Source organism: Persicitalea jodogahamensis, assembly GCF_014651615.1.
In the GTDB taxonomy this organism is placed as follows: Bacteria; Bacteroidota; Bacteroidia; order Cytophagales; family Spirosomataceae; genus Persicitalea; species Persicitalea jodogahamensis.
The window spans coordinates 1,815,436-1,840,795 of record NZ_BMXF01000001.1 but is presented as its reverse complement, the minus strand read 5'-3'; the positions used below and the strand labels follow the sequence as shown (position 1 = coordinate 1,840,795).

General features: G+C 50.6%; 21 protein-coding genes and 1 pseudogene. 15 read left to right on the top strand and 7 right to left on the bottom strand.

Annotation, left to right across the window (positions count from 1 at the left end):
- The first annotated feature begins 158 nt into the window (after window positions 1-158).
- From IE117_RS07565 to IE117_RS07540, 6 genes are all read left to right on the top strand, one after another.
- Entirely contained in the window at window positions 159-1,760 is a 1,602-nt protein-coding gene (locus tag IE117_RS07565; RefSeq protein ID WP_189563686.1) for a galactose-binding domain-containing protein, read from the top strand.
- A 75-nt stretch (window positions 1,761-1,835) separates the two neighbouring features.
- Window positions 1,836-4,469, top strand: coding sequence for a M12 family metallopeptidase (locus tag IE117_RS07560; RefSeq protein WP_189563685.1), 2,634 nt, complete (start codon window positions 1,836-1,838; stop codon window positions 4,467-4,469).
- Between the two features lie 149 nt (window positions 4,470-4,618).
- Window positions 4,619-5,146 carry a DUF4377 domain-containing protein gene (locus tag IE117_RS07555; RefSeq protein WP_189563684.1) on the top strand — a complete coding sequence of 176 codons (528 nt, stop codon included), beginning with the start codon at window positions 4,619-4,621 and terminating at the stop codon, window positions 5,144-5,146.
- Between the two features lie 200 nt (window positions 5,147-5,346).
- Window positions 5,347-6,456, top strand: a complete 1,110-nt coding sequence (locus IE117_RS07550) for a fascin domain-containing protein (RefSeq protein WP_189563683.1) — start codon at window positions 5,347-5,349, stop codon at window positions 6,454-6,456.
- 154 nt (window positions 6,457-6,610) lie between these two features.
- On the top strand, window positions 6,611-7,360 hold the full coding sequence (locus tag IE117_RS07545) for a porin family protein (RefSeq protein ID WP_189563682.1): 750 nt from the start codon (window positions 6,611-6,613) through the stop codon (window positions 7,358-7,360).
- A gap of 72 nt (window positions 7,361-7,432) precedes the next feature.
- Window positions 7,433-8,404, top strand: a complete 972-nt coding sequence (locus IE117_RS07540) for a ThuA domain-containing protein (RefSeq protein WP_189563681.1) — start codon at window positions 7,433-7,435, stop codon at window positions 8,402-8,404.
- Window positions 8,405-8,553: 149 nt separating this feature from the next.
- On the opposite strand, the gene IE117_RS07535 is transcribed toward IE117_RS07540, so the two are convergent.
- On the bottom strand, window positions 8,554-9,432 hold the full coding sequence (locus tag IE117_RS07535; protein ID WP_189563680.1) for a manganese catalase family protein: 879 nt from the start codon (window positions 9,430-9,432) through the stop codon (window positions 8,554-8,556).
- Window positions 9,433-9,870: 438 nt separating this feature from the next.
- Between IE117_RS07535 and IE117_RS07530 the strand changes: the two genes are divergently transcribed.
- Window positions 9,871-11,175 carry a peptidoglycan DD-metalloendopeptidase family protein gene (locus IE117_RS07530; protein ID WP_189563679.1) on the top strand — a complete coding sequence of 435 codons (1,305 nt, stop codon included), beginning with the start codon at window positions 9,871-9,873 and terminating at the stop codon, window positions 11,173-11,175.
- Between the two features lie 20 nt (window positions 11,176-11,195).
- Here IE117_RS07530 and IE117_RS07525 read toward each other — a convergent pair whose 3' ends face one another.
- The 3 genes from IE117_RS07525 to IE117_RS07515 all read right to left on the bottom strand — a co-directional run bounded on the left by IE117_RS07525 (window position 11,196) and on the right by IE117_RS07515 (window position 13,018).
- Window positions 11,196-11,945, bottom strand: coding sequence for a slipin family protein (locus IE117_RS07525; RefSeq protein WP_189563678.1), 750 nt, complete (start codon window positions 11,943-11,945; stop codon window positions 11,196-11,198).
- Between the two features lie 84 nt (window positions 11,946-12,029).
- Entirely contained in the window at window positions 12,030-12,398 is a 369-nt protein-coding gene (locus IE117_RS07520; RefSeq protein ID WP_189563677.1) for a YccF domain-containing protein, read from the bottom strand.
- Window positions 12,399-12,535: 137 nt separating this feature from the next.
- Entirely contained in the window at window positions 12,536-13,018 is a 483-nt protein-coding gene (locus IE117_RS07515) for an EF-hand domain-containing protein (protein ID WP_189563676.1), read from the bottom strand.
- A 297-nt stretch (window positions 13,019-13,315) separates the two neighbouring features.
- Between IE117_RS07515 and IE117_RS07510 the strand changes: the two are divergent.
- Window positions 13,316-13,882: pseudogene (locus IE117_RS07510) on the top strand (hypothetical protein).
- A 57-nt stretch (window positions 13,883-13,939) separates the two neighbouring features.
- On the opposite strand, the gene IE117_RS07505 reads toward IE117_RS07510, so the two are convergent.
- Window positions 13,940-14,434, bottom strand: coding sequence for a hypothetical protein (locus IE117_RS07505; protein ID WP_189563675.1), 495 nt, complete (start codon window positions 14,432-14,434; stop codon window positions 13,940-13,942).
- A 201-nt stretch (window positions 14,435-14,635) separates the two neighbouring features.
- Here IE117_RS07505 and IE117_RS07500 point away from each other — a divergent pair, with 201 nt between their 5' ends.
- The 6 genes from IE117_RS07500 to IE117_RS07475 all read left to right on the top strand — a co-directional run bounded on the left by IE117_RS07500 (window position 14,636) and on the right by IE117_RS07475 (window position 20,745).
- Window positions 14,636-15,478, top strand: a complete 843-nt coding sequence (locus tag IE117_RS07500; RefSeq protein ID WP_189563674.1) for a hypothetical protein — start codon at window positions 14,636-14,638, stop codon at window positions 15,476-15,478.
- Between the two features lie 62 nt (window positions 15,479-15,540).
- Window positions 15,541-16,347, top strand: coding sequence for an enoyl-CoA hydratase/isomerase family protein (locus IE117_RS07495; RefSeq protein ID WP_229580483.1), 807 nt, complete (start codon window positions 15,541-15,543; stop codon window positions 16,345-16,347).
- Window positions 16,348-16,443: 96 nt separating this feature from the next.
- Window positions 16,444-17,130 carry a 3-keto-disaccharide hydrolase gene (locus IE117_RS07490; protein WP_189563673.1) on the top strand — a complete coding sequence of 229 codons (687 nt, stop codon included), beginning with the start codon at window positions 16,444-16,446 and terminating at the stop codon, window positions 17,128-17,130.
- A 59-nt stretch (window positions 17,131-17,189) separates the two neighbouring features.
- A complete protein-coding gene (locus tag IE117_RS07485; RefSeq protein ID WP_189563672.1) occupies window positions 17,190-18,260 on the top strand; it encodes a DUF3500 domain-containing protein in 1,071 nt (356 codons plus the stop codon).
- Window positions 18,261-18,425: 165 nt separating this feature from the next.
- Window positions 18,426-20,075 carry an alpha-glucan family phosphorylase gene (gene glgP / locus IE117_RS07480; protein WP_229580473.1) on the top strand — a complete coding sequence of 550 codons (1,650 nt, stop codon included), beginning with the start codon at window positions 18,426-18,428 and terminating at the stop codon, window positions 20,073-20,075.
- A gap of 70 nt (window positions 20,076-20,145) precedes the next feature.
- Entirely contained in the window at window positions 20,146-20,745 is a 600-nt protein-coding gene (locus IE117_RS07475; RefSeq protein WP_189563671.1) for a transposase, read from the top strand.
- A gap of 12 nt (window positions 20,746-20,757) precedes the next feature.
- On the opposite strand, the gene IE117_RS07470 is transcribed toward IE117_RS07475, so the two are convergent.
- Both IE117_RS07470 and IE117_RS07465 read right to left on the bottom strand, forming a co-directional pair.
- Entirely contained in the window at window positions 20,758-22,137 is a 1,380-nt protein-coding gene (locus tag IE117_RS07470; RefSeq protein ID WP_189563670.1) for a mandelate racemase/muconate lactonizing enzyme family protein, read from the bottom strand.
- 36 nt (window positions 22,138-22,173) lie between these two features.
- Window positions 22,174-24,501: a c-type cytochrome gene (locus IE117_RS07465; protein WP_189563669.1), complete on the bottom strand. Its 2,328-nt coding sequence runs from the start codon at window positions 24,499-24,501 to the stop codon at window positions 22,174-22,176.
- 97 nt (window positions 24,502-24,598) lie between these two features.
- On the opposite strand from IE117_RS07465, the gene IE117_RS07460 reads away from it, so the two are divergent.
- Complete coding sequence (locus IE117_RS07460) at window positions 24,599-25,111, top strand: MOSC domain-containing protein (RefSeq protein WP_189563668.1); 513 nt, start codon at window positions 24,599-24,601, stop codon at window positions 25,109-25,111.
- Window positions 25,112-25,360: the final 249 nt, after the last annotated feature.

Genomic DNA, 25,360 nt, shown 5'->3' with positions numbered 1-25,360 from the left:
CGCCACCTCTCCAAATTGTACTAAAAGGCCTTTTCTTACCACTATTGACGGATTCTGCAACAAAGTTGACGGAATTTGTGCATCCGTATGCCGCAACTTTGTGCCATGCCTGAAATCTCAATGCAGTCAGGTAACAAACACAAAACTCACCATACACTATGAAAGCAAAACGTTTACTTTTCTTCCCGGAAGGCCTCTCAAAATTCAAACCTCTCCTCCTACTGGTGCTGGCTACTGTGCTGTGTTCTGCAGAGGTAGTTGCTCAACTTCACGATCAGGCTAACCTGGACTACCTTAAAAATCTTAGCACTAAATCAAGCCTGACGAAAACCGAACTGGACAAGGTCAGGGCCACTATGCTGGCTATAAACAACGAGGCCCGATTGAACCCCAACTACCGAAAACAGCAGGGATGTCAGACGGCACTCAACCTGCCCTCTAACCTGAAACCGCTGATTATCCATGAGGACCTCAATAAATTGGCACAAGAGCAAGCTGATTATCAGGCATCCATTAAGAATGTCACGCACGACAATCGAAACTACCGTGATTTTGGCGCAAGAGTGGACAGGTACTTGAAAAACCACCCGAAGCCCGAGGCATGCGCGGGTGCCATGAGCCTGTCTGAGTACCCTATAGGCTGGATGAAATCAGAGACGCACTACCGGCCCACCTGGAATCTGGACTCGTACAACGGGAAGAGTATTCCCGTCAATGTGGTGGGATACGGTGTGGCTAAGAATGGGGACATGTGGTATTTTACGGCAATATGGAGCTACGTGGAAGGCGCGGCAAGTCCGGCTACTACCTCAGTTGGCAACACGTCACCCAAAACCGACCCCTTCGCCGCGAATCCGGCCCAAGCGGCTACTCTGAAATATCAGTCCCTTATGAAACCCGGCGACAAGCTGCAGGAAGGCGAAAAACTGGTTTCGGCCAATGGCCGATTTCAACTGAGGGGCACGCCGGACGGTAGTTTTGTTATCGAAACAGTACCGGATAGCCGGGTGGCCTACACCTTTCCGCTTAACGACGGTCTTAATAGTGCGCCCAAGGTGAGCTTTTTGAGCTACAATCCCGACGGCAATATCGTTGTCAACAGCACGCAACAAAAAGCGTACTACGCCACCAATGGGCGCGACGGGGCAGCTTCGACTATTCTGCACAAAAGCGACCACGCTGAATTAACCGACGACGGGCGTTTTGTACTGGTCGACAAAGCTGGGAATGAAATCTGGTCGGCGACCGGAAAGCTTGTTCCAAGAACCAGTTCAGCCAACGCCGGCAAAGGGGCAGTCACCAATTTGGCCCTGAATAAACCCACCAGGCAATCTTCGGAGATGGACCCCAGCTATGCCGGCTCCGGCAAGGCTGTTGACGGCAATACCGATGGCTCTTTTAAAATGGGCGACACAAAAAATTCCATTACCCACACCAGCGACGAACGGTCTGCCTGGTGGGAAGTGGACTTAGGGGCCGTGTACGATATTGAGAAAATTGTTATCTGGAACCGGCAGGATTGCTGCTGGGAAAGGCTGCAAAATTTCATTGTCCTCACTTCGAGCACCCCCTTCGTAATCACAGATAATTCAGTCAATGGTGATGGCGGACTGTATGGACCACTGAACCCATGGTCGGCCAATACGAAAAGCCATACAATAAATGTCAACCAGAAGAGCAGATACGTCCGCATCACTCTGGTACAAGGCTCAAATCCCAGGCCCCTCAGCCTGACGGAAGTGCAGGTGTTCGGGAGGTAGGATTTAGAGACGATAAGAGTTAGTCGGAAATCCTGAAAAGAGTACCCTATCACGCTAAAACCAACCAAATCAATCATGAAAAATTTTATTTCTTCTGTTTTTCTGGTGATGATCCTCGCTCACTCGGCCATCGCCCAGTCGGTTGCCGGTATGCTGGCAGTAGGAGCCAAGCTCACGGAGGGTCAACGCCTTTATTCCCCCAATAAAAGCCACTACCTGACTATGCAACCCGACGGCAACCTGTGCATCTACACCAGCAGCGATAAATTTGTGTGGTGCAGCATGGCCACCAAAGGCAGCGGGAGTTATTTGACCATGCAAGCCGACGGCAATCTGGTGGTCAACGACCGTGACAACCAGGCGGCCTGGTCGACCGAGACACAGGCGTACTTTGACCCCAAGTACGGAACCGGCGACTGGAAACCAGTACGCGCCATGCTGAATGATGATGGACTGTTGGGTCTCTACACCGACGCTAATGAGTTAGTTTGGAATAATGCAATGGGTAAACTCGATATCCCGGTAGCTGTTGCTGTAACCCCGGCTACCGAGCCTGTTCCCGTAGAAGGATATACGGGTCCCACTGAAAGAAAACAGATGAACATCGTGCTCCCAAGGTCCAAGACGGCACAAAATATCGAAGTGGAAATCGCCGATGGGAAAGTGATCTACCAAAGTGACATGATCCTGGGAGATGTCGGGGATTTTACCAGTACTACCGCTCCATCCAATGATGCGGCATCCAACGACGACCAATCCCGGCGATGGCCAAATTCCACTATCCCTTATGTCCTTCCAGCCGGGCACCCTAAAAGAGATATTATTTTGGCCGGTATCAAGGAAGTACATGATAAAACAAACCTTTGTGTAGTACCCCGGACCAATCAGACCGACTACGTTGAGTTTGTCTCCAAGAATGGAAACTGGTCAGTTTTGGGCAAAAGCTATAAAGGAGGTCGTCAGGAAATCTCAATTACCCAAGCCAATCAGGGTACTGTGGTGCACGAAATCTTACATGCCGCTGGTTTTGTCCACGCACAAAGCCGGGAAGACCGCGATACGTACGTTACGATCAGCTTTGGGAACATCCAGGCTGGCAAAGAGCACAATTTCCAGAAGCAGGATGACAAGGCAACCAACATAGGGGCGTATGATTTTAGCTCTGTCATGCATTACCCGGCAAAAGCTTTTTCAAAAAACAACCAAAACACCATCAATCTGAAAAATGCCAAGGGCGATGAAAATTCGGTTATGGGGCAACGCGATGGCTTGAGCGCCGGGGACATTGCCGCCGTGGCGACCCTGTACGTTCCGGGTTCATGCAAGCCCGCTGGGGCCAACATAGTTGCTTCAAATACAGGGAAGCCAACTACTACTTCTCCCCAGACTCCCACACCAACGGTGACCACTACCACGCCCACTCCACCCCAAACGCGCCCAACGGGTACTGAAACGGATCCCGCAGTACGAACACGCCCAACGAGTACCGAAACAAACACACCGGTACGGACGCGCCCAACCGAAACCAGTAACCCAGCTATGAGCCGAACCACGCCGGTGGATAACGCGGCAATCCTGAGGTATCGGGGACAGATGAAGCCCGGCGACAGGCTGCAGGAAGGGGAGAAAATGGTCTCTCCCAACGGAAAATTCCAACTCAGGGGTACCCCCGACGGCAATTTTGTGATCGAGGAAATCCCGAGTGGCCTTAACGTGTATACTTTTCCTCTGAGTAATCCCTTTGGTGAAGGAGTTGCGAAAGGGTATTTGAGCTACAACCCCGACGGCAACATTTGTATCCAAAGTTCACAGAACAAATCGTATTGTGCCACTAATGGAAGAGATGCAGTGGCTCCGGTCATTCTGCACAAGAGCATCCGCGCTGAGCTGACTGACGATGGACGACTAAGACTTGTAGCTGCCAATGGAGAGGAAATATGGGCGACAGCGCCTCCTGCCACAACGCCTAGTAGACAGCCTCAAACCGGGACACCCACGGCAATGCGCACTGGACAACCTCAAACTGAGACACCCACGGCGATGCGTACTGGACAGCCTCAAACCGAGACGCCTTCTAGGATTAGGCAAGGCAAAACTGCCGAGCCGATAACTGACGGCAGAAAACCGGTTCCCATTCCAGGATTTACTCCCAGTGCCGTGGCACTCGATAATTTAGCTTTATTACCCATCGCCAAGACCTGGCAATCCTATGGAGATAACACCCAATTCAGCAATTCTCAGAAAGCGATAGACGGAAATAAAAACAGGGCTTATTTGAACGGCCCGGCTAACTCGGTAAGCCAAACCCCACCCAGCCTCACGCCTGCATGGCAGGTAGATTTAGGTCAGCTCGCCGAAGTAGATCACATAGTGATTTGGAACAGCTCAGAGGCTTCAAATTTAGCGGGCAGGAATTTTTATGTTACCACCGGAGCTGAAGAAATTCACTCACGCCCAGCTACCGAACCATTGGCTCCAGACAATCCCGGATACGATTCTGATGTCTTTGGCAGAGATGCTTCTAGCGGTAGAGTAGAGTCATTAGGCCCATATAGATGGGAAGCTGATCAGACTAGTTTTGTCATACCAATCAACAGGACTACTCGAAAAATAAGGATTTCTCTCCAGAAGCAGGGGCTAGAAATGACTCCACTCAGCTTGACAGAAGTAGAGGTTTATGGCAAGCCATATGTCGGTCGCAGACGCTAATCTAAGAAGGTGTGAGCTAGTTTTATATTAACTTAAACAGCTTCTGAAAGATATTTTAAGGGGTAAGTCTGTTCCGTGTCCCCGCAGCCTCCCATTCAGTCAAACCGGTTTTTCACCCGACAGTGCCAGAACCACTAAATCATAGCAACATGATGGTACATGTAATCCACACCCTTTTTTCAACCCTCGCATTCCTATCGTTGACGGGATGCGCCAGCAAAATGGCCCATCAATCAGAGGAGTTGCGGTGGAAGATTTCGCACTACCGGATGCCATGTCAGGGCGAAGGCGTTCAGTTGTGCTATCTGGTTAGTGAAAAAGGTGGCGAAGCCGAGTTTTTTTACGATTCGATCGATGAGTTCGAGTACGAATGGGGGTACAACTACGAAATTGTTGTGGAAAAACGGGAAATCGACGAGCCCATGGCCGACGGTTCTTCCTTCCGTTATCGACTCAAGAAACAGATAAGCAAAGAAAAGGTAGCTGCCGGCCTTCGCTTCGAACTACCCCTGGTGGTCGACAACTACCGCCTTGTGGAGTCCGATGGCAATCACTGTTTGTACTTTGGCAGTGTGCGCATCAGCTCAGGCCCCACATCGTGCGATTCGCTGGTTAGTGGTCAATTGGGCGTTTTTCAACACATGAATGGTGGACTGCGTCTGGTGGAGATGAGGTAAAACAACCATTCATTACGAATCACACCCCTGCCCATACTCTCCAAGTACCTTATCGAGACTGCTACAAGCATATTCTGACGGATTTTGCGGCAAAGATGACGGATTTTGCTCGTCCCGGTGCTCCAATTTTGTGCCCTCGTACCAACGTAGTCGGCCGAAAATACGGATTAGAGTAGGCAACACACAATAACATTACCCAAATGAAAACTGTATACACATTTATCAAATTTCTGATCGTAATCCTGAGCCTAAGCCCGGCCTTCGCGCAAGTGCAGGTGGGCGCGTGGCAAATCCACGAAGGAAACGAAGGAATAATTGAATTCAACACCCCCGATATGGAGGCGAGGATAGCGGCTTTCGACCAGGCGAAAATCCCCGCAAAATCGGATACCAAGTGGGAGCTGGCCAAGACGCAAAGCGATGGAACTGTAGACTACCCTGACTTGGGTAGAAACGTAAAAAAATGCGCTCAGCAGTTGGACTTCACGTATTTTCAAACCTCGGTTTTTATTCCTAAAAACGTGGATTTGAAAACCTTCACCGTGTCTTACGACATGGCTGACGACGGGGCCCGCATCTATTTTTTCAATAGCAACCATAAAAACGGGGGGTACCAGCCGGGCTCCGACCTTATAGGAAATGCTTCGAAATACAAGGAGGTAGATTTGAAAGATCAGCTCGTAAAGGGCGAGGAGAATCGGATCGTGATTGTTCAATACAACCAATGCACCAACAACAGCATCAGGGGAGTACGCATTAAGGTCAATAGCAAGGAGGTCGCTCCCGCCGTTCTTCCCATCAAATTCCGTCTCCACGCCTACTCCATTAGTGGAAACCGGGTAGAAACAGGCAGCGACTACTGGATGGGGTATGACAAGAATGCGCAGAAGAAAAACGCAGGCGATGGCAACAAACCTTATTTCGAAGGAAAAATCGTGAGCCCCAAAGATGCCACCGTCATGGAGTTTGAGAAAATTGATGTTGACAAAGCGAAAGGTATTATTGCGTTAAAACTGTTGAACTCCCCCATCCCGGACCTTTACCTTCAAGTTGGAAACGACAAACTATTGACTTTGTATCCCGGTACCCCGGCCAGCGGAAGAGGGCACTTTTACGTGCGTACTCCCGAAGAGAAGGAAGCAGGGGGGCTCAATTATATCTCACTCGAAACCGCTGGCTATCCGGCGAACGGAGGCTGGTTTCTGCGGCACCAGGGCTATGTATTAAAAGTAACCCAAGCCGATGCCAATGCCCGCAATGACAAGGTGTACCGTCAGGATGCAAGCTGGTTGTTTGAGCCAGTAAAGTAACGTTGTGAACTGCTCAGGTACGAGCCCCGCTCCGAAGCAACAGTCTTCGGAACGGGGCTTTTTTATGAAACCATGGCCAAACTCCAGTACCCGTGGTCTGCTTTTTGTAGCGGGAGCAAGGAAAAAACGATCTCTAATCAACCTCTGCTTCTCCATGTTGCCGAAAAAGTCTTTTTACTTCCTTATTTGTTTTCTTATTCCCCTCTCCGCCGCCCAGGCCCAATTCTGGATGGACCTGGAAGGAGGGCTTGTTTTAGGAACGCCCTACAATAGAATCAGCATTCCGAACACTGGCGGCACGCAGTTTGACCTGGGCAAAAATAATTTTGAGGTGCAACCCCTCGCCTATAGTCGAGTCAGGTTAGGCGTCACCTTTAACGACCGGCACACCATCACGGCTCTTTATGCCCCGCTGACTGCTACTTACAAAGGACAATTCGATCAGGTAGTTAACTTCAACGGTCTGGCTTATGCCCCGAACGAGGCCATTACCGCCAAGTACCAGTTCAATTCGTATCGTCTGACGTATCGCTACGCCATCGTACGGAGTGAGCGTTTCCGGCTGGGCGTGGGCCTTACGGCGAAAATCCGGGATGCCGATGTGCGGCTTATTTCCGATAGCCAGGACACGCATTTCAGCAACGTCGGTTTTGTACCGCTTTTGAATATCTTCTCAATGTACCGCCTTAGCAATCGCTGGCGGATTATGCTGGAAGCTGATGCATTGGCCGGTGCCGGGCCGGGCCGCGCTGAGGACGTGTTTTTGGGGCTAGGCTACGATTTTGGCCCAAAATTCGGTTTACGGGCAGGCTATCGGGTAGTGGAAGGCGGTGCGGATGTGGAGTCGGTGTATAATTTCACCTGGATCAATTATGCAGCCATTGGGGCAACCTACCGTTTTTGACCTGAGTGTTCAGTATTTTAGGTTTATTTGCTCCTTTCTTTTGGCAGTCATAAAAATAAACCAACCCGGACAATGAAACTAAGGCCATTACTCATCTTGACGCTTGCATTTTTAACTGGCATTTCTGTCCACGGTCAAAACTCGGGTAAGACTATCCGGACCCTGATTGTGGATGGACAAAACAACCATGACCAGTGGCCCAAGCTAACCTACATGATGAAAGAGTACCTGGAGGAAACCGGAAAGTTTTCGGTGGATGTTCAGCGCAGTAAGTACACCTGGAAGGGCGATGAGTTCATCAAGGATTATCCGGTGGCGGGGGCTACAAATACCGAGTCCCTCGAAAAGTCTAAGACAGACCCCGATTTCCGCCCCGACTTCTCGAAATACGATCTGGTCGTCTGCAATTTTGGCTGGAACGCCGCCTCGTGGCCCGAAACCACGAAAGCCGATTTTGAAAAATTCATGAAAAATGGCGGCGGACTGGTCGTCATACACGCCGCCAACAATTCGTTTCCGGATTGGCCTGCCTACAACCAGATGATTGGCTTGGGCGGCTGGGGCGATCGCACTGAAAAAGACGGGCCGTACGTGTATTACAACGATGCAGGCAAACTGGTGCGGGACACCGCACCGGGTAAGGCCGGGGCACACGGAGCACAGTCGGAATTCCTGATAACAATCCGTAACGCCAATCACCCGATAACCAAGGGAATGCCAGCCACGTGGCTGCACACCAAAGACGAGCTCTATAACCGATTGCGTGGCCCAGCCGAAAATATGGAGGTGCTGGCCACCGCATATGCAGCCAAAGACAATAACGGCACTGACCGAAACGAACCGATGATGATGACGATCCGATACGGCAAAGGGCGTGTGTTCCACATGGCCATGGGCCACGTGGACTACTCGGTGCAGGACGTTGGTTTCATCACTAGTTTGCAACGCGGGTCGCAGTGGGCTGCTACCGGGAAGGTCAATATTCCGATTCCGGCTGATTTCCCCACGGCAACGGCGACCAGTTCGCGTTCATTCAGTAAGTAGATGCTCCTCCCCTTCTAACTTACTCGCCAACAGAAGATTCATTGTCAAATACTCAATTTTTAAAGTCAAAAAAGTAGCCTCCACTACTTCCCTAACTCAGTAAGGGGATCGTAGCGGAGGCTACTTGGAAGTTAATCGCAGCTGACTTTTTAAGAAAGCAAATCTTTCACCTTGCTTGCGACGCCTTTTACAACGCCGTTGGTCATCTGCTCCTTTTGGGCATGGCCTTCCGGCAACGGTTCGCCCAGCTTGGGCTCTTCCCCATGCGGACTGGCATGATCGAATGAGAATTCGCCTTTTCCATCTACGGAGGTACCCTTTGCCCAACGTCCGTCGGGCGCTTCGGGTTTGTTTATGTCGGTGGAAATGAAAGAGTAGCTGAACTTTGATAACTCTTCACTTTGTGGAAAGCTGTTCGGAATCGGATGGTTGTTTTCGACGCCTCCCAGCTCTTCAAGTACTGCAAGCCATTGGTTTTGATGCATGGTATCACGTGCGATCAGAAAAGCAAGCATATCCTTCATACCAGGATCGTCCGTCGATTCCCAGAGTCGGGTGGCCAGAACGCGGCCTGTAGATTCAGCCATCACGTTGGCATACATGTCTGCGGCCAAATTGCCACTGCCAACTACCCAGGAACCGTTGAAAGGCACCCCATTGCTATCGACCGCCATCGCTGACAGGCCCGATGAAAGAATGTGGCGTGGGTTCATGCCACCCATGATTCCCGCCACCAACGGATTCTCGTTCGCCACTTGGTCTTTCAATTCGTTAGCCGCTCCCTCAAGGTTGAGAGCCACGGCGGTCGCCAGCATTTCGATATGGGCCATTTCCTCGGTCCCGGTTTCCAGAAGCATGTCACGGTACTTTACCGGTCCCCGGCATCCCCAGGCCTGAAACATGTACTGAAGGCAAACGCGGATTTCTCCCTCCACACCTCCAATGGCCTGTTGGAGCATTTTAGCAAAAGCCGCATTAGGCTTGTCAACCCGCACAGTGTACTGCAACTTCTTATCGTGGTAAAACATGGTGAGATAAGTTTAAGTGAATAAAATGGATACCAACCCGGTGGCGATTGATTTGAATACACCCAACTGTAGTAATTGAGTGCCGCAACTGAGCGCCAACGGGCATTATTCCAAATATCCAAAGAGCCATGCCAATCACCATCCACTTGGCTAACGGGCTCTATAAGCGGGAAAAATGTAGTAAAATGCTTGTGTAACCAGCTTAGAGTTGGGAAACGTATAACCAACTTTGGTCAGAATTCCACATTCAGGAAGCGGTTTCGTATAATAGGTATTCATTCCCCGGTTCTGAGCCTCTGGCGGCTATATCAGGCATTTTGCAACTAATTTACTATCAGATTATTGCCCTAAATTTTATTTTTATTTAGCACATCAAAGGCCTAGTTTTGCCCGTTGTAAATACAATTCAACGAATACCCAAAACTTTCTTTGTAGCTGATGACCAGACGACTGATCCTTTTCGCAGCCGTAGTATCCCTCCTCATTTTTGCCGCCTTCCAAGCCTTTCTTTTCAAATCCAGCGGCTCATTTTTCACCCCAAAAACCGAAATGCCGGTGGCCAGAGAGGCCCCTCCGGCCCCGGTTGTATTTGGCATTGCCACCGATTCGCTGGAAATTGTAGAAGGCGTTGTCGAGTCGGGCGAAACCATCTCTACGCTACTCGGTGATTACAACATCGGCCTGACTCAGGTGCACGATCTTTCCCAAAAAGCCAACGACGTTTTTTCTTTGCGGAAAATGCGGGCCAAGCGTCCCTATACGCTGCTTTGTGCCCGCGATGGGGCCCGCACAGCCAGGTACTTTATTTATGAACCCAACGAAACTCAGTATGTCATATACGATCTGCGGGATAGCCTTGCGGTGACACTCTGCCAGCGAGAGGTAGATATTGTCGAACGCGAACTGGTTGGCGAAATTCATGGCTCTTTGTACAAGTCGATTCTCGATGCAGGCGGCTCGGCCGGGCTGGTCGACCAACTGGCCGATATCTACGCCTGGCGGCTTGATCTGAACCATGTGCAGCCCGGTGATACGTTCAAGCTTATTTTTGAGTCAAAGCAGATTGAAGGTAAAACCATCGCCGACGGAAAATTGAAAGGTGCCTACATTCTGCATCAGGGAAAGCCGCTTTATGCTATCGCGCTGGATCAGGGCAAAGGTGTGAGCTACTTCGATCAGGAGGGCAAAAGTTTTAAGAAGGCTTTTCTGAAAGAGCCGGTAGAGTTCAGCCGCATTAGTTCACGATACACCAAACGGCGTTTCCATCCCGTGCAACGTCGCTACAAACCGCATCTGGGTACTGATTTCGCGGCCCGGCGCGGTACACCCATCCGCACCGTGGGCGACGGCGTGGTGGTAGAAGCCACCCGCACGCGTGGCAACGGCAACTACGTCAAGATCCGTCATGACAAAACGTACACCACGCAATATCTGCACATGTCAAAATTCGCGAAGGGCATCCGGCGTGGTGTCCGGGTGACCATGGGCCAAACCATCGGCTACGTAGGCAGTACTGGACTTTCCACAGGCCCTCACCTGTGCTACCGCTTCTGGAAAAATGGTCGGCAGGTGGACGCCCTGAAAGTAAAACTACCCCTTGCCGAACCCGTTCGGGAAGAATTCCAGGATGTGTTTCTGGCCAGAAAAGACAGCATCATAGGACGCATGGAAGCCATGGATGTCAACCAGGCCAAAACCGAAATGCTGGCCGCTCAGGACGCTGAGCCGGAAAACTCGATTTAGAGTGCGACCGGGCCAGGATGCTACTCGTCCTTTTTCGGACGAAATGGAGCAAGTACCTCTTCGGGAAACGGAAACAGGATGGTCGAGTTTTTCTCAGCGGCGATGTTAGCCAGAGTCTGGTAAAGCCTGAGTTTAATGGCCGAAGGTGACTGATCTATAACCTTTCCTGCTTCGAGCAGCTTATGGGCGGCTTGCTCTTCAGCCTGGGCCAGGATGACCTGCGCCCGGCGCGACCGCTCGGCCTCGGCCTGATTGGCCATCATGCGCCGCATATTTTCCGGCAGCTGGATGTCCTTGATTTTAACGTCGATCACCACTATTCCCCACTGAACGGTCTCTTCGGCCACCGTAGCCTTGATGCTCTGACCCATTTCTTCGCGCTTCGACAGAATCGTATCCAGTTCCACCTTACCGCACACATCCCGCAGGGCCGCCTGAGCCAGTTGGCTGATGGCGAATTGGAACTGCTCTACTTCCAGCACAGCTTTCTCGGGGTTTTCAACCTTGAAAAACACCACGCCGTCAATGCTACAGGGAACATTGTCTTCGGTCATTACCTCCTGCGAGACAATGTTGATCGTGATGACGCGGATATCCACAGTCTGGATAGTTTCCACGAAAGGAATAATCCAGCGCAGGCCGGGCTGCAGAGTTTGCACGTAGCTACCGAAGCGAAACTTCAAAGCCCTTTTGTACTCAAAAATAATGCGTACCCCGGATAGTAAGAACAGGATAATGAAAACGGTCAGAACAGTAACGACAAGATTCATAGTAGTTGGTTTTTAGGAATTTAGGAATTGGTGTTCAGGACACCGGGTATGTGCATAGAAGCAAAACGGAAGACACAACTACTGCTACACGATTTCTTTCCCGAATGGTGTAAAGGATAAACCCATTAATTTGAAGTGTTGTTTTGCAAACGGCAGGCCGATGATCGTGATCGCCAGCAGCACGCCAAAGAACAAATGCGTCAGCGCTATCCAAATACCGCCCACCACAATCCAGATGATATTGAATAGGGTGGACAGGCAGCCCGAATCGCCGGGTACTTCCCTGACCTCTCTGCCGAAGGGCATCAGGCTCAAAATACCAATCTTGAAGCATTGGATTCCGAAGGGAATGCCGATGATGGTCACGCAGAGCAATAAGCCCGCTATCATGTATTCGATAAATACGACCAAACCGCCAAAGATGAGCCAAATGATATTTCCGAGAAGATTCATGGATGATGGGGACTAATTTGGATAGGAAACAGCCGCCCAACGATCGTTGAGCGGCTGTGAAAATACTTAAAATAATTGTTTGAAGCAGGTACCCCCGGAATTTAGCATCCGATTGTCTCCGCGTTCATTCTTCACTGTTACTGGTTCGGACGATTGGCCATACCGGTGTCGTATTCCTCCTGACTCAGTCGACTGTCGCCATCGGTGTCCCAGGCATTGTACCATCCGGCATTATTGTATCCCGTCCGGTACTCGCCATCGTTCAGGAACCCATCTCGATCAATGTCCCAGTCGGCCCAACTTTGGCCTTCGTAGCCATTGTTGCGGGCTCCGGTATTCCACTCGTTTTCGTCGAGTTTGTTGTCTGCATTGGTATCCCAGGATCGGAAATTACCGCCCGAGTATTCGTCTGCGTCAAGATATCCGTCCGTATTGGCATCCCAGTCGGCAAAGTAGTTGCCGTTGGTAGTTACGGTGTTGTCTTCCGTCATTTCGGTGTTTTCCATGCCGTTATCGTCAGTGTCTGAGTCATTATCGGCGCAGGATGTCAGGCCCAGCATCAGGAAAAGGCTCAGGCCGCTAGCCGTCAATGTCATCAATTTATTGTGCTTCGTTTTCATAGTTAGTATTATTGGTTGTGGTTCATTAATGGTAACAGGTACCCAAGCCTAAAAAACTATGCCGCAAAGTACCTATTTAAGCAGAATACCCGAAAGTTAAACCAATGATTATGAAATAATTGAACTGAAAAAGTTTCACTTTACCCAAAACTACCCCACTTTTTTCAAGATCAAATAATCAATAAACCGGCACTAAAACGAATGGCATCTGTGTTGGTAATTCAAGTATTTTCAGAACCAAATAGCTTCCGCTCCGACTACCCCATTTGAGCTCCTGGCGGAACAAAGAAACCCACCATGCAAGACATTGAACCCTTTTAAAACTGGGAAAAGCATTACGTAGCAAATCGCGACGAAAAATCGCCGTTCTATGGACGTGAACCTAATCTTGAGTACTACGAACACGATATATACGGCTATTACATCCACCCTTTCTGGGACGAAATAGGCTCCGAAACACTGTACGTTAAAGTACTGTACGCCGACTACGACATAGGCTTTGTCGTCATCGAATTGTTTGGCGAATGGAACGATGCCCTGCACAATGACATCATGTACTTCAAGCGCCGCGTGGTGGATGAGTTCGTGGCCGTCGGTATCAATCAATTCATACTTATCGGTGAAAACGTGATGGATTACCACGGTGCGCAGGACGACTACTACGCCGAATGGTTTGAGGATATTGAAGACGGCTGGATTGCCGCCGTGAATTTTCGTGATCACATAGAACGCGAGTGGCAAAAGTTCCGGCTGGATTATTATCTTAATTTTGGTGGAACGCTACACCTTTCCAACTGGCGTACCCTTACTCCCCATATTTTTTATGACCTGATAAAAGGGCTGATGGTAAGGAGGCTAACCTAAAAAAGGCGAACTATGGTAGTTCGCCTTTCTAGAAACACGAGGATAATCTTTGAGTACTTAATCGGCCAGTGATTTGTCAATCGAAGCCAATAATTCCTTGATTTCCTTTTCGGCAGTCACAAAGCGATCGTTGGTCATAGGCTTTTGAAGTTCAAGCAGATTGGCCTGCAACTGATCGCGTTCCTGAACCAATTCTTTGCGCTTTTCGACCCACTTTTCACGGTTGGCCTGTTTGGGATCTGTCACTTTGGAATCCAGTTCACCGATTTTCTCGCTCAGGCTTTTCTGCCGATTCTGCAATTCGGTCATGTACTCTTTTTTGGCAGCTTCCAGTTCCTGAGCCGCTTCTGACAGATCCTCCCGGACATCGGCCAGATCGGAAGTGTCGTCGGCGCTTCGAATCTCGGCGCGCGCGATGTCAGCTTCATTGATGGCATCAGCCTGTTCCTCAGCGTACTCTTCTTTACCATCCTTATTATTGTCACAGCTTGTCAGCAACCATCCGGTGGTAAGACAAGCGTATAATGCAGTAGCGAAAACGACCTTTTTCATATATTGGGGTTAGTTTTAGGGACAATGCTTTTTATTTTAGTAGAGTAGGTTAAAAAGTAATGCCACTTCATGTTCGTCACACTGTCATGATCAATCGTGTAATAGTTTCCTCAAAGTCGATGGATATCCACAACACTCTGATTTGCAACCTATGTGGCTAGTTCGTACATTTCGCTTCTAACAAACTAAATAACCATAATCATGGCAGACTACCCCAACCCCTCCGCTGAAGAAGCGGCCAAATCACTGGAAAAAAAAGAAGTCGCTGCCGAACAACTGGCCGCCGAAGGAAAAACGCTGGCCACGGATGAGGTGACCAAGACCGAAGCAAAGGCTGCCGAAGCCGCCAAAGAAGTTAAGAATGAGCTTACGAATCAAGCAAAAAAGGCTGAGGCCGAAGCCCTGGAAATAAAAGCAGATGCTGCCCAGAAAGCGAATGAGGTACAGGAAAGCGTGACTGAAACAGCCGCCGATGTAAAGGCCGAAGCCGCAAACCTGAAAGCAGAGGCCGTCTCGGAAGTAAGCGACCTCAAGGAAAAAGCTACCGACAAAATCACCGAAGCAAAAGCTGAGGCGGAATCGATTTCTACCAAAGCCGCCGGGCAGCTGAACGAGACGAAAACGGGTACTTCTGAAAAAGCCGCCGAAGCAAAGGGGAAAATCGAATCATTGGCCGACCGCGCCGCGGAAGAAATGGGTGAACTACGCCATGAGGCCGTAAAGAAGGCGGGCGAAGCCAGGGCAAAAATCGAATCGCTGGCTGACCGGGCTTCTGAAGAAATGGAGGATTTTCGGGAAGACGCCACTGAGAAAATGGCCGATGTGAGGAAAAAAGCGGCGGAAATCCGCGCCGAAGCCGCCGAAGAATTGGACGAACTCAGAGAAGAAGCAGAGGAAAAACTGGCTGAGGCAAAAGAAAAAGCCACTAAAATCGCGGCCAAGGCCACCGAAGAGTTCAACGAGATAAAAGAGGACGCTGCCGAAGCGATGGAAGCTACCAGGACCAAAGCCAAAGGCTTTTGGGCAAGGCTGTTCGGTAAATAATAGCATTCACGGGTAGATGAGTTGGTGAGTTCAGTAGCCGGTATTCAAAAATACTCTGTCCATTGACCTCCAAACTCATCGACTCCAAAACCTTACAACTCATAGACTCTTACGTCAAAATTAACAGCGAGAACCGCATTTCAACCGTCGAGTTCTTTCATCCGGCGGGCAACGCGCTCCCCTCCGGTATGCTCGATCAGTTGGCGCGGGCCATTCGGCAGGCGGGCGAAGCGCGGGATTCATCCGTTGTAGTGTTGCGCTCGGGCGGAAACCGTGCCTTCTGCGCCGGTGCCTCGCTGACCGAACTGGCTGCCATAACGAGCGAGCAGCAGGGCAAAGATTTCTTTCTGGGATTCGCCCAGGTTATCAACGCCATGCGGCGTTGTCCCAAGTTTATCGTTGCGCGGGCGCAGGGAAAAGCCGTCGGGGGCGGCGTGGGGCTACTTACGGCGGCCGACTACTGCCTGGCCACGCATCACGCTGCGGTTAAGCTAAGCGAACTCACCGTGGGCATCGGTCCGTTTGTGATCGAACCGGCCGTGAGGCGCAAAATCGGCCTGGCTGCCACCACTCAGTTGACGATCAACGCCACCGAGTTTAAGTCCGCTATCTGGGCCTGGCAAAAGGGGCTTTTTGATGATGTGCTGGAAACGACGGAAGAACTCGACGAACACGTCGCCGATATCGCCAATCGGCTGGCTGACTATGAGCCGGAGTCGATGCGCCGCATGAAGCAGGTTTTCTGGGAAGGTACCGACCACTGGGACGAACTGCTCAGACAACGCGCGGAGATCAGCGGGACGCTCGTACTGTCTGATTTTGCCCAAAAATCATTAACAACCATTTTGGCTGGCTTGAAATCCGGATAACCGGGACGTATTCTCTTTCGAAAACCCGCAGGTGGATTAAGTATAATCCGCCTGCGGGTTTCTTTGCCTGAAGTAAAAGTACCTTGACAATCTATCATGAAAAAAATAAGCTTGCTCCTAGCGATTTGCCTGGTGACGGGTTCAGTTTGGGCACAAAAACCGGGCAAATGGCAAAGCCTGTTCGACGGAAAATCAATGAAAGGCTGGCACGCCTACCGCGCTGACAATGCCAAAAAGTGGATGGTCATGGGCGGCGCCCTGATGTCGCACGGTGGCAGTGGCGATCTGGTATCGGACAAGGAGTACGGCGATTTCGAAATGGAATTCGATTTCAAGATTCCACCGAAAGCCAATAGCGGTGTCATTTACAAAGTCATCGAAGATCCCAAGAACGCCACTTACTATTCGGGCCCTGAGTACCAGATTATCGATGATGAGAACTACCCGTCCTTCAACGACGGCGGCAAGATGGTAAAAATCAATGATCGGCAGAAAACCGGTGCCAATTACGACATGCAGGCTCCCAGCAACCTAAATGCCGTGAAACCCGCCGGACAGTGGAACAAGGGCCGCATTAAAATCAAAGACAACCATGTGGAACACTGGCTCAATGGCGAAAAGGTGGTGGACTATGTGTACGGTTCCGATGCCTGGAAGTCCCAACTCGCCAAAAGCAAGTTTGCCAAATGGGGCTACGCCACGCCTCACGCCCGGGGGAAAATTGCCCTGCAAGATCACGGTGACGAGGTATGGTTCAATAATATCCGCATCCGGGAACTCTGACTCCATTGATTATTAATTCATCTGACCTGCCGGTTGGTTTATTCTGTTAAAAAAGTACCATGAAAGCGTATATCCTGTTCCTATTCCTGTTGACCAGTGCCTGTGGGGCTGATCGGCCCACAACCAGTCGGACCGCCAAGGACGACCTGAACCCAAAAATGACGAATGCGGTCAACTCATTTTTAAAAACGCTGGACGCAACGCAAAAGGCGGAGGTAATGCATCCATTGACCGATACCATCCGCTATGACTGGCACTTTATTCCCCGTGAGCGGCTGGGTTTCAATCTGAAACGCATGAGCGAACCGCAGCGCAAAGCCGCCATGAACATGGTGGAAGTGGTCATGAGCGACAATGGCTATGCGAAAATTAAAGATATTATTGACCTGGAAAACGTGCTGCGAGTGCTGGAAAGTCGCCCGCCCAACGACACCCGCCGCGACCCCGAAAACTACGCCTTTCTGGTATTTGGCGATCCTGCCGCCAAAGCTCCGTGGGGCTGGCGCATGGAAGGCCACCACATTTCGATTCACTATACTTCGGTGAATGGGCATATCTCCTTTACGCCGAGCTTTTTGGGGAGTAACCCCGGCCACGTCCTGATAGAAGTACCGCAGAAGGGCAAGCGGGTACTGGGCGAAGAGGAAGATATGGGTTATGAATTGCTCAATTCGTTAAATGCTGAGCAAAAGAGGCAGGTAGTATTGGCCGAAAAGTCGCCCTACGAGATTTTCTCCGTCAACCAGCGGCAGGTCACGGGTATCGAGCGGGGAAATTTTGAAGGTATTGCCATGAAAGACATGACCTCTGCGCAAAAGGAGCTTTTCAAAAAACTGATCTCGATCTACCTCGACCGCTATCACGTCACCCTGAAAAACCAGCAGATGAAGCAGCTGGAAAAGGCGGGCATGGACAACCTGTATTTTGCCTGGATGGGCGATACCAAGCTGGAAATGGGCAAAGACAAGGGGCACTACTACCGGATTCACGGGCCGACGATCCTGATTGAGTTTGACAACACCCAAAACGACGCCAACCACATCCATACGGTAGTCCGCGATCTGACAGACGATTTTTCCGAGGATTTACTGAAAGAACATTACGCCAAATCACATTCAGGCGGGAAGTAATTCTCAAAATAACGTACTTTACCTACCAAGAGCCTTTTCCTGCTATCGGAAAAGGCTCTTCCATTATCAGTTTCAACAAAAATCAGAACTACCCGCTACCCTATCCATCGAATAAGCGGCACGAATTTTTATTGATTCGCTGCTGAACCTAACCAATCGCATTATATGAAATCAAAAAGTTCATTCACCATACCATTCAAGCACCCTCTGAAGCCTGCCAAACCGTTCAAAAAATCAGTTGCTTATTTTTCCATGGAGTTTGCCGTGGACCAGGCCTTAAAAATCTACTCCGGTGGTCTTGGCTTTCTGGCCGGATCACACATGAAGAGCGCTAATTCCCTGAATCAGAATTTGATCGGCATCGGAATGCTGTGGAAACATGGGTACTACGATCAGGAACGAAATCAGGACAACAGCATGAAGCCCGAGTTTCGGGAAAAGATTTACCACTACCTCATCGACACGGAGACTAAGGTCAGCATTGAGATATCAGGCAAACAGGTATGGGTACATGCCTACTACCTGCCACCCGATGTGTTTGACACGGCCCCCATGTTTCTGCTCACCACTGACACGGACGGAAACGATCACGAAGCCCGCTCGATATCCTATAACCTATACTCTTCCGATCCAACCACTAAAGTAGCTCAATGCATGGTACTTGGCATTGGTGGCACCAAAATGCTGGACGCGCTGGAATATGAGCCGGAAGTGTACCATTTCAACGAAGCTCACGCACTTTCCGGAGCCTTCTACCTGTATCAAAAATTCAAAACCGCACCGCAGCTGAGGAAGCGGTTTGTTTTCACGACCCATACTCCCGAAGAGGCAGGCAACGAAAAGCACGACATCACCTTTTTAAAAAATCTGGGCTTCTTCGCAGGGCTAAAATTGGAGACGGTGCGCAAGATCACCGGGCAGAAAGACAGCGTTTTTAATCATTCGCTGGCTGCGTTGCGCCTGGCCCGCAAAGCCAACGGCGTATCCAAACTACACGGTGAGGTGTCGCGGCAAATGTGGGGCGGTTACGAAAAGATTTGTGAGATTGACCACATCACCAATGCTCAGAATCAGGCCTACTGGACCGATAAAACGCTGGATGCCGCCCGACTGGCCCAAGACACCAAGACTATCATGGCCCGCAAAGAGGAACTCAAAAAGGAGTTGTTCAAAACTGTGGCCAATCAATGCGGAAAGCTGTTTGATCCCAAAGTACTTACCATTGTGTGGGCAAGGCGCTTTGCGGGCTATAAGCGAGCCGATATGCTGACCTGGGATCGCGAACGCTTCCACCGACTGATGACTAACAGCAAGTATCCCGTACAGATTATCTGGGCGGGCAAGCCCTATCCGAAGGATATGGGGGCTATCGAAACCTTCAACGGTCTGGTATACCTCAGCAATCTGTACGATAATATGGCGGTGCTGACAGGCTACGAGCTGGCCCTTTCCAAACTGATGAAGGACGGGTCAGATGCCTGGCTTAATAATCCCATCGTGACACGTGAAGCTTCCGGGACCAGCGGTATGACCGCCGCCATGAACGCTTCGCTCAACCTTTCGACCTACGACGGTTGGATTTGCGAATTTGCCCGTGATGGCGAGAACGCCTTCATCGTGCCTGTTGCTGCCGGAGAGGACATCAATAAGCAGGATATGGAGAACCTATATGACCTGATTGAAACCAAGGTACTTCCCACCTACTACGACCAACCCGAAAAATGGCAGGAAATGGTATTGACCAGCATGAATGACGTCAACGCCTTTTTCGGTTCAGACCGCATGGCAACGGAGTACTACGAGAAGTTGTATTGATTCAGTCGGGAAAATTATCAGTAACGCCGGAATCTGTAAATTCCGGCGTTTTTTTTTGATTCATGGGAAAATGGCATTCGATCCAGAAAAGCATCATCGCCGTTCCATCCGGCTGAAAAACTACGATTCTTCCCAGGCAGGCCCCTATTTCGTTACAATTTGCGTGACGGACATGGAGTGTTTTTTCGGGGTAGTCGTAGATGGCAAAATGGCCTTGAATGATGCGGGGAAAATGATCGAGAAATGGTATCGAGAGCTGGCCGATAAATTCCCTGACATCGAGCCAATTGATTTCGTAGTGATGCCGAATCACTTCCACGCTATTGTCATCAATAACGGCAAAGGAAACCCAAATATAAAACTTGTAGGGGCGGACCTGTGTGTCCGCCCAACCGATGCAAAAACCGAACACCTTGTCCCGAATGGCGACATACTGGGCGAACACATAGGTTCGCCCCTACATAGGGTGGTGCAATGGTTCGAAACGATGTCAACGAATGAATATATTCGTGGCGTGAAGGACCACGGGTGGCCGCGGTTTCGGGGTAAGCTGTGGCAGCGGAATTACTACGAACATATCATTCGCTCACAACGCTCCTTTGAAAACATTTCCGGCTATATCGAAAATAATCCCGAAAAATGGGAAGATGATAGGTTTTACCGACCTTGAAATAAAGGACTGTCATTCTTCGGCAAATATCGTTTCATAATGCGCCGATGGCATTAGAATTCCGCCGCTTTTTTCGTAAAATGATTTGTCAGTAACATACACTCCATCTACCGTTTCGGTCCAGTTGGCTCCGTGCATCGGATGGTACGTTTCCAATCGCTCCCAATTTTTGAAATACTGGTGGCCATTGGTTTCCTGCAAGCCAATACTCATACCGGGGAAAGGCGGCAGCCGGGCAGCCACGGCCTTGTTCCAATCTACCAGAATGGGATTGACGGTGAGGTCAGCGCAGAAACAGGGGATTTTTTTCTCAAAAGCCAACTGCGTGATTTTCATAGTCATACTCATGGTTTTGGCAATAGCCTTCACAGCGATGGCTCCGTAGCCTTGCTCGATACGGGTGGCGGCATCTTCCACGGTATGGGCACTTTCGTCAGCGGCCACGCGTACCCCCAGGTCACCCACATAGGTTTCGTTTTCTTCCGCGAAGGGCTCTTCGATCACCGCAATCTGATCGAAAGCTCCGATCTTTTTGGCGTGATCCAGAAAGCGCATCAGGGTTTCCTTTTTTTCGTAACGTCCGTTGGCGTCGAAGTAGTAGGGAATTTTCCCGCTGGCCGTGTAGGGCGTTTCGTAGTGCCCAATGGCTTTATGCACGGCAGTTAGGAAAGCGATGTCTTTCTCGATCATTTCGGATTGTGTACCTGCTGCCCCGGTTTTCAGTTTCAGGATAAAGTACCCCTCGTCGGCGGCTTGCTTGATCCGCTCGGCGGTAGTTCCGACGCTGAACGATGGAATACTCGCCACTTTTTCATGATGGTACGACAGGCCGGGCCGGTAAGCCGCCGGAATCATATCATCAAATTTAGTGAGACCATTTTCATGGGCGTAGAGTAGCCAGGCGGCATTATCCACGGCCACCAGCGCGTTGAGAGCGAAGGTAGTTCTGAGGTCGGGATTGCCCGTGATTTTCTTACCATACGCCAGCACTTCGGGTAGCAGATCATCCACCAGCGCCACGGGATTTTTGAATGAACTACCCTTCATTATTTGCAGGGCCCGCTCAGTCATGGCGTACATGAGGGCATTGCCTGCCGTTTCGGAATGGCCGGCGAATACCTTGGAATCCGACCAGAGAACGCCCTGCGTGCCTTGTCCGATTTTGTGGACATCGGCATCCGTTTTCAGGTAAGCCAAAGTCTGCCAGCTTTCGGTGATCGCGCTACCCTTGAAACGGTAGGGATTCAGCGGTTCGCGTTCGAAGTTGGAACTGACATCCTTGATGCGGATGGTTTTTTCTTTCGGCATGGCGTGTAGGGTATTGGTTGCAGTCAGGCCAAGAGCCACGGCGGCGCTGCTGTATTGGATGAATTCTCTTCGGTTGATTTTCATTAAGTATGGTGTTTCGCTTCGCGCCGTTCCAGAAAATTACTTAGGTATTTCATTCAAAGTGTACCAGGCCTCCGAAGTCCATAGAGGGTGTCCAGAAGCTGATTTCAAGTCAATCGGCAAGCGGAAATAGATGACATTTTCCTTCCGTAAGCCCGGGATTTCCACATACAGCCGCCTGCCATCCTGAGAAAGTGACATTCGACTGGCTTTCAGATCGGTCAAATCCATTTTGGGTCCACCGTAGCTGGGCGTGGGTTTGTACCACCACTGCTGGATAAACAGGTTCTTGAAGTCTGCCTGCACATTTTTGGATAGAGGCTCGGTAAACTCAATTTCAAAGCCCTTCGGCTTAGCCCGCACGGCCAGCATCTCGAAGGGTACTTTGCCCGTATAGGTCAACTTTTGTAAGCCCGAAGTCTGATCCTTCCAACTCCATCCACCGGGAGCCATGCCGACTTCGCCCACGTACAATGCCCCATCAGGCCCCCAGCGCATGCGGTTGATACCTGCCGCGAAGCCCTGCGAAAAGCGGAAGGCTGCGCCCTGGTACTTTCCATTTACTTTTTCCAGAAAATCGCGGACGATTCCGCCATGCGTTACTTCGCCGTGCAGCATTTGTCCTTTGTAAGTACCTTCCGTAATCAGTACGGGCTCTGAGGGCGAATTACCGATTTCGTCCTCGGGTAGCCAGATAGCGGGCGGTACCATGCGCGGCATGGGTGCCGACTCGTCCAGCCACCCCCACCCCATCCCGTTGAAGTCGCCCTCGCGGACGTGAATGAGTTTGTTTCCCGGCAGCCACTGACCCTGGTTGTCCAGCACAAAAAGCTCATCGTCCACGCCGACCCCGATACCGTTAGGCGTCCGTAGCCCGAAATTCACCGACTCGAAACTACCGTCTTTGCTGATTCGAATCGTACGGCCCCGGTCGGGCAGTTGCTTTTCTTCGGGGGTAAGTCGCATGGCCATCGACAGCGTGGCGTAGAAGTACCCATCCCGGTAAACCAATCCAAATGAAAACTCGTGAAAATCGGCAGTGGCTTCCCAACTGTTACAAATCGTGCGGTACTCGTCGATAACCTCGTCGCCGTCGTGGTCGATAAGTTTCGTGAGTTCCTGTTTTTGCAGGACGTAAATCTCGCCATCCACAACTGCCATGCCCAAAGGCTCCGCCAAGCCGGAGGCGATGCGCTTGACCTTAACCTCCGTAGGATTTTCGCCCGTCACGCCATCCAGCACGTACAGCCCACCGACGGCGTCCCAAGTCGTGACCAGCAGACGCCCGTCGGGCAGGAAGGCCATGGCACCTACCTTGGGCTTGAAGCCAGAAGTGTGCAGGTCGGTCAGCTCATAAGCGGGATGAACGCCTGCCAGCGATGCGCCGAAACCGGGTTTGACCGGCAATGAAGCAGCAGAATTCACCACGCCTTCTTCGGTACTTTTCCGGGGCTTGGCATCCTTGGGTTTCAGGGTAAAAACGTAATCGAGAATGGTATTTAGTTCATCGGCAGACAAAGTTGGGTGTGCGTTCATTACGCCACTGCCCCAGGCTCCCGTGCCGCCATATTTGATTTTGCTGCTCAGTTGCGCTAAGGTTTTTACGTCTTTGGGATACCGCATGGCCACCTGCTGGAACGAAGGGCCGACATTGGCCTCGTACAATTCATGACAGGTCAGGCAGTCGCTTTTTTCAATGATTTCCTGACCCTGGTGAGCATATTCTTTCCTGACCACGGGAAGCGACTGGGCGGGAAGGGCATCAAAATAATCGACATGGCGCGATCGGCCATTAGGTACAAATTCCAAATTACCCAACGTCGATTTCAACGTGACCGAAACGTTGGCGGGTACATTACTCGTGACGAAAACCCGTTCCAATCCCGGTTTTCCGGCATTGTTCCGCACAAACTCGGGTCGTTCCTCAATCCGAATGGTATCTATACCGAGCAGGAGATCGTGTTGCAGATAAATTTGATTTTTTCTGAAAACATACCCTTTGCTCTGCATCCGAATCGGCAACTCTTTCCCGTCCAGTTTTGCCGTCCAATTGAAGTTTTGACTACTGTCAGACAGGTAGTTTGCACCCCAGGAAGTCGGCTGAATTTCCTTCTTGCCTGTATAGGCCGTGCCGTCCATCGAAATGCCCCCTTTCCACACTTTGTAAATCTTGCAGCGGGTCATATCGTAGGCTATGTACATTTCCTTATCCAGCGCCACGGTCAGCATCCTCGGCTTTTTGTCCAGGACCGACCGGATGGCCCAAACCTCAAGCGGACGCTGTACTTCATCCTCTTTTACCAAACGACTTCCGGTCAAAGTGAAGATCAGGGACGTAAGTATGAGTACTTTTGAAAAATTCTTCATGCGGTATTTGGTCGGCTGGACCGAAGGACAAACGAAACTACTGTAATAAGACCCCTTAGAACGTACTTTACCCTGATAACGAATTACAAACCTTCTCATGGCCTCACTTTCCGAAAAATCTCCTTTAAGTCAATTGATGGGAAACTTTGCCCAACCGGGTACGGTGGAGTGGCTGGGCATCAGGCCCATCAAGCGACAACCGATGCAGGAAGTAACGGAAGTTTTTGCCCGCCCCGGCACCGGACTCGACGGCGATCACTACGCCGGTAAGCCCGGCAGCAAGCGTCAGGTCACACTGATTCAGGCAGAACACCTCCCGGCAGTAGCTTCTTATTTAGGTCAGGAAACGGTCGATCCGCTGCTCTTGCGCCGGAATATCGTAGTACGGGGCCTGAACCTACTAGCTTTGAAAGACAAACGCTTCACTATTGGCGAAGCGGAGTTCGAATATAGTGGCGAGTGCCATCCGTGCAGTCGCATGGAGCAGAACCTCGGCCCCGGCGGCTATAACGCCATGCGCCAGCATGGGGGTATCCTGGCGAGAGTCGTGCTGGAAGGGCGGATTCAGGTAGGGGATCGGGTGGAGGTGGTAGCGGAAAGAGCCCAGTAAGGTTTTGAATTGTGGTAGAACTGAGAATGTCGTGACTGTGTCGTGCTAAATTTGCCTAACGGGCAGGGCTTTATGCAGGTTGGGAATTAGAATACCGTCTGTCGATAACCGCTGCTGATTGAAAATATATTGTTGAAGTTAAGTGCAAAAGCTGATAGAAATTCGTCTGCCCGAACTGAAGTTTGGATTTGCAAATAGCTGATGTTACAATGTCAAGCCCAACTTGCATAAAACCCAATGTTGATAGCA

What these genes read in the sequence shown, in the direction of transcription:
- IE117_RS07565 (WP_189563686.1), top strand. Translation starts at nt 159, where the DNA reads ATGAAAGCAAAACGTTTACTTTTCTTCCCGGAAGGCCTCTCAAAATTC.
- IE117_RS07560 (WP_189563685.1), top strand. Translation starts at nt 1,836, where the DNA reads ATGAAAAATTTTATTTCTTCTGTTTTTCTGGTGATGATCCTCGCTCAC.
- IE117_RS07555 (WP_189563684.1), top strand. Translation starts at nt 4,619, where the DNA reads ATGATGGTACATGTAATCCACACCCTTTTTTCAACCCTCGCATTCCTA.
- IE117_RS07550 (WP_189563683.1), top strand. Translation starts at nt 5,347, where the DNA reads ATGAAAACTGTATACACATTTATCAAATTTCTGATCGTAATCCTGAGC.
- IE117_RS07545 (WP_189563682.1), top strand. Translation starts at nt 6,611, where the DNA reads ATGTTGCCGAAAAAGTCTTTTTACTTCCTTATTTGTTTTCTTATTCCC.
- IE117_RS07540 (WP_189563681.1), top strand. Translation starts at nt 7,433, where the DNA reads ATGAAACTAAGGCCATTACTCATCTTGACGCTTGCATTTTTAACTGGC.
- IE117_RS07535 (WP_189563680.1), bottom strand. Translation starts at nt 9,432, where the DNA reads ATGTTTTACCACGATAAGAAGTTGCAGTACACTGTGCGGGTTGACAAG.
- IE117_RS07530 (WP_189563679.1), top strand. Translation starts at nt 9,871, where the DNA reads ATGACCAGACGACTGATCCTTTTCGCAGCCGTAGTATCCCTCCTCATT.
- IE117_RS07525 (WP_189563678.1), bottom strand. Translation starts at nt 11,945, where the DNA reads ATGAATCTTGTCGTTACTGTTCTGACCGTTTTCATTATCCTGTTCTTA.
- IE117_RS07520 (WP_189563677.1), bottom strand. Translation starts at nt 12,398, where the DNA reads ATGAATCTTCTCGGAAATATCATTTGGCTCATCTTTGGCGGTTTGGTC.
- IE117_RS07515 (WP_189563676.1), bottom strand. Translation starts at nt 13,018, where the DNA reads ATGAAAACGAAGCACAATAAATTGATGACATTGACGGCTAGCGGCCTG.
- IE117_RS07505 (WP_189563675.1), bottom strand. Translation starts at nt 14,434, where the DNA reads ATGAAAAAGGTCGTTTTCGCTACTGCATTATACGCTTGTCTTACCACC.
- IE117_RS07500 (WP_189563674.1), top strand. Translation starts at nt 14,636, where the DNA reads ATGGCAGACTACCCCAACCCCTCCGCTGAAGAAGCGGCCAAATCACTG.
- IE117_RS07490 (WP_189563673.1), top strand. Translation starts at nt 16,444, where the DNA reads ATGAAAAAAATAAGCTTGCTCCTAGCGATTTGCCTGGTGACGGGTTCA.
- IE117_RS07485 (WP_189563672.1), top strand. Translation starts at nt 17,190, where the DNA reads ATGAAAGCGTATATCCTGTTCCTATTCCTGTTGACCAGTGCCTGTGGG.
- glgP (WP_229580473.1), top strand. Translation starts at nt 18,426, where the DNA reads ATGAAATCAAAAAGTTCATTCACCATACCATTCAAGCACCCTCTGAAG.
- IE117_RS07475 (WP_189563671.1), top strand. Translation starts at nt 20,146, where the DNA reads ATGGCATTCGATCCAGAAAAGCATCATCGCCGTTCCATCCGGCTGAAA.
- IE117_RS07470 (WP_189563670.1), bottom strand. Translation starts at nt 22,137, where the DNA reads ATGAAAATCAACCGAAGAGAATTCATCCAATACAGCAGCGCCGCCGTG.
- IE117_RS07465 (WP_189563669.1), bottom strand. Translation starts at nt 24,501, where the DNA reads ATGAAGAATTTTTCAAAAGTACTCATACTTACGTCCCTGATCTTCACT.
- IE117_RS07460 (WP_189563668.1), top strand. Translation starts at nt 24,599, where the DNA reads ATGGCCTCACTTTCCGAAAAATCTCCTTTAAGTCAATTGATGGGAAAC.